The organism is Zhongshania sp., from assembly GCF_041623545.1.
Classification (GTDB): domain Bacteria; phylum Pseudomonadota; class Gammaproteobacteria; order Pseudomonadales; family Spongiibacteraceae; genus Spongiibacter.
In genome coordinates, this window is sequence record NZ_JBFJWS010000422.1 from 1 (window position 1) to 2,004 (window position 2,004).

Sequence of the window (2,004 nt, forward strand, 5' to 3'; positions counted from 1 at the left end):
CGGATGTATACCGACGCACGTATTACCCGCATTTTTGCCGGCACTTCTGAGGTGATGAAACTGATCGTCGGGCGCGACATCTTTTCAGAAAACTTTGTGCCTTATATCGACCGCTAGGAGGCTGGCCATGTCTGGTTATGACACCCTGCAGTATTCTGTTGATGGGCATGTGGCAACGATTCTTCTGAATCGACCAGAAACGCTGAATGCCTTTACAGTGCAAATGCGCAAAGAGCTGCTGTCAGCCTTAATGGCTGTGGATGAAGATGCCGATGTACGCACGGTCATATTGGGCTCCACCGGCAAGGCTTTCTCTTCCGGTGCAGATTTGGCAGAAGGGCTGGGCGAGCAGAAAACTGTCGAAGACCAGCTGATGAAGGAGTATGCGCCCATACTGGCTGCGATGGCCGAGCTCAAAAAGCCAATTATCGCGGCTGTGCCGGGAGTAATGGCTGGAATTGGTGCGGCTTTTGCGATGAACTGCGATCTGGTGGTGATGGCCGATACCGGTAGCTTGCTGATGGCCTTTACCAATATCGCATTGGTCCCCGACGGCGGCGCCAGCTGGCAGCTTCTGCGCCATCTAGGCTACCAGAGGGCATTTCAACTGATTGCCGAAGGCGGTCGTCTCAGCGCCCACGAATGCCTAGAGGCAGGCATTGCCAACAAGCTGGTGCCGGCAGGCAGCTTGATGGACGAATCGCACAAGTGGGCCGCTGAGCTGGCACAGCGAGCCCCTGTGGCGTTGCGGGAAGTGAAGCAGCTGTTGCGCAGCGCAAGTAGCCTCACTTATGCCGAGACAATTGCATTAGAGGCGAAAACCCAAAATATCTGCTTGGCCACCGAGGATGCTACGGAAGCTGTGCAGGCCTTTATGGACAAACGCCCGGCGGTATTCCAGGGGCGATAACAGTGAGTCTAACGCCTGAGTGAAATTTGGCTGATAGACCAGTGTATTTGACGTTTCCCAGAACCCCGCGATAGGTGCTTTTGGCCGCTCCCCCGTCCAGGGTTGCCTGCGCGGCTATCGCTACACATAGCAATAGCCGTCAAAACCTATATCAATCGCAGTGCGGTCAAAGCGTTTTTTACTGGTTGATAACCGGTAATTCCATTAGCTCGGCATCGCCAGGCAGGTCGATGGCGGCAATTTCAATGTTTTCATTAGCTCTAACGGCGCCTGTTACGACCACTTCTTCGATCTGTCGTACAGCGTCGTCGGCGACGCTTACGCTGGTGGCTACAGTCAGGGCTATCAATGCAATCATGCGGTTCATGGAATATCTCTCCCGGCTTTTGGAAATTCTGTGGGCGCTATTCTCACCGCTAATTGTGACGGGCGTATGACAATTCCTTTCCTCTCATTTTATGGCATGTGGTTACCGGAAGGGTGTTCGCGTCTTTTGACGGTGATATTGAGTTGCTGGGTAATAGCGAGCGTTGGGTCGATGTCATCGCGGCTGTTGTGCTGAGATCTGACGGGCATCTATTTGCGGGTGGCCTACCGGAGGCGGAGCCGCTATAATTCGCGTCCAGTTTTCCCAAGGCGGCGCCATTCCCGCCACATCATTGAGGACGGTACTAGTGAAAAAGGCAGTGAGTGTTAATCTGGCGGCGATTTTTGTGCTTCTGGCAGGTTTTAGTGCATCGGTATGGGCGCTCACCGACCAACAGCGCGCCGAAATGGAAGAGCGTATCAAGCCGGCCGGGCAAGTATGTCTGGAAGGTGACAGTAGCTGTGGCAGCGCCTCTGCGTCCAGTGACGGAGTGGGTAAATCCGGCGAAGAAATATACAGCACCTATTGTCTGGCGTGTCACACTACAGGTGCAGGTGGCGCCCCCAAGATTGGTGATAAGGCCGCTTGGGCCGATCGCATGAGTAAGGGTATTGGTGAAGTTTACGCTAACGCCATAAATGGCATTAACGGTATGCCGCCAAAGGGAACCTGTATGAGCTGCTCTGATGGCGAAATTGAGGCGACAGTCGACTATATTATTGAAAAC

The 2,004-nt window shown here is 53.8% G+C and carries 5 protein-coding genes; 4 read left to right on the top strand and 1 reads right to left on the bottom strand.

Annotated features, from left to right (window positions below):
- The first annotated feature begins 3 nt into the window (after positions 1-3).
- Positions 4-117 carry an acyl-CoA dehydrogenase family protein gene (locus ABYT30_RS18740; protein ID WP_373098047.1) on the top strand — a complete coding sequence of 38 codons (114 nt, stop codon included), beginning with the start codon at positions 4-6 and terminating at the stop codon, positions 115-117.
- Positions 118-127: 10 nt separating this feature from the next.
- Positions 128-910 carry an enoyl-CoA hydratase/isomerase family protein gene (locus ABYT30_RS18745; protein ID WP_372782933.1) on the top strand — a complete coding sequence of 261 codons (783 nt, stop codon included), beginning with the start codon at positions 128-130 and terminating at the stop codon, positions 908-910.
- 178 nt (positions 911-1,088) lie between these two features.
- Here the strand turns inward: ABYT30_RS18745 and ABYT30_RS18750 are convergent, their stop codons facing one another.
- Positions 1,089-1,277 carry a hypothetical protein gene (locus ABYT30_RS18750; RefSeq protein WP_372782931.1) on the bottom strand — a complete coding sequence of 63 codons (189 nt, stop codon included), beginning with the start codon at positions 1,275-1,277 and terminating at the stop codon, positions 1,089-1,091.
- A 113-nt stretch (positions 1,278-1,390) separates the two neighbouring features.
- Here ABYT30_RS18750 and ABYT30_RS18755 point away from each other — a divergent pair, with 113 nt between their 5' ends.
- The gene (locus ABYT30_RS18755; RefSeq protein ID WP_373098045.1) at positions 1,391-1,525 is read left to right on the top strand and encodes a hypothetical protein; all 135 of its coding nucleotides are present in this window, start codon (positions 1,391-1,393) and stop codon (positions 1,523-1,525) included.
- A 59-nt stretch (positions 1,526-1,584) separates the two neighbouring features.
- A partial coding sequence (locus tag ABYT30_RS18760) for a cytochrome c5 family protein (protein WP_373098046.1) occupies positions 1,585-2,004 on the top strand: 420 nt, incomplete at its 3' end.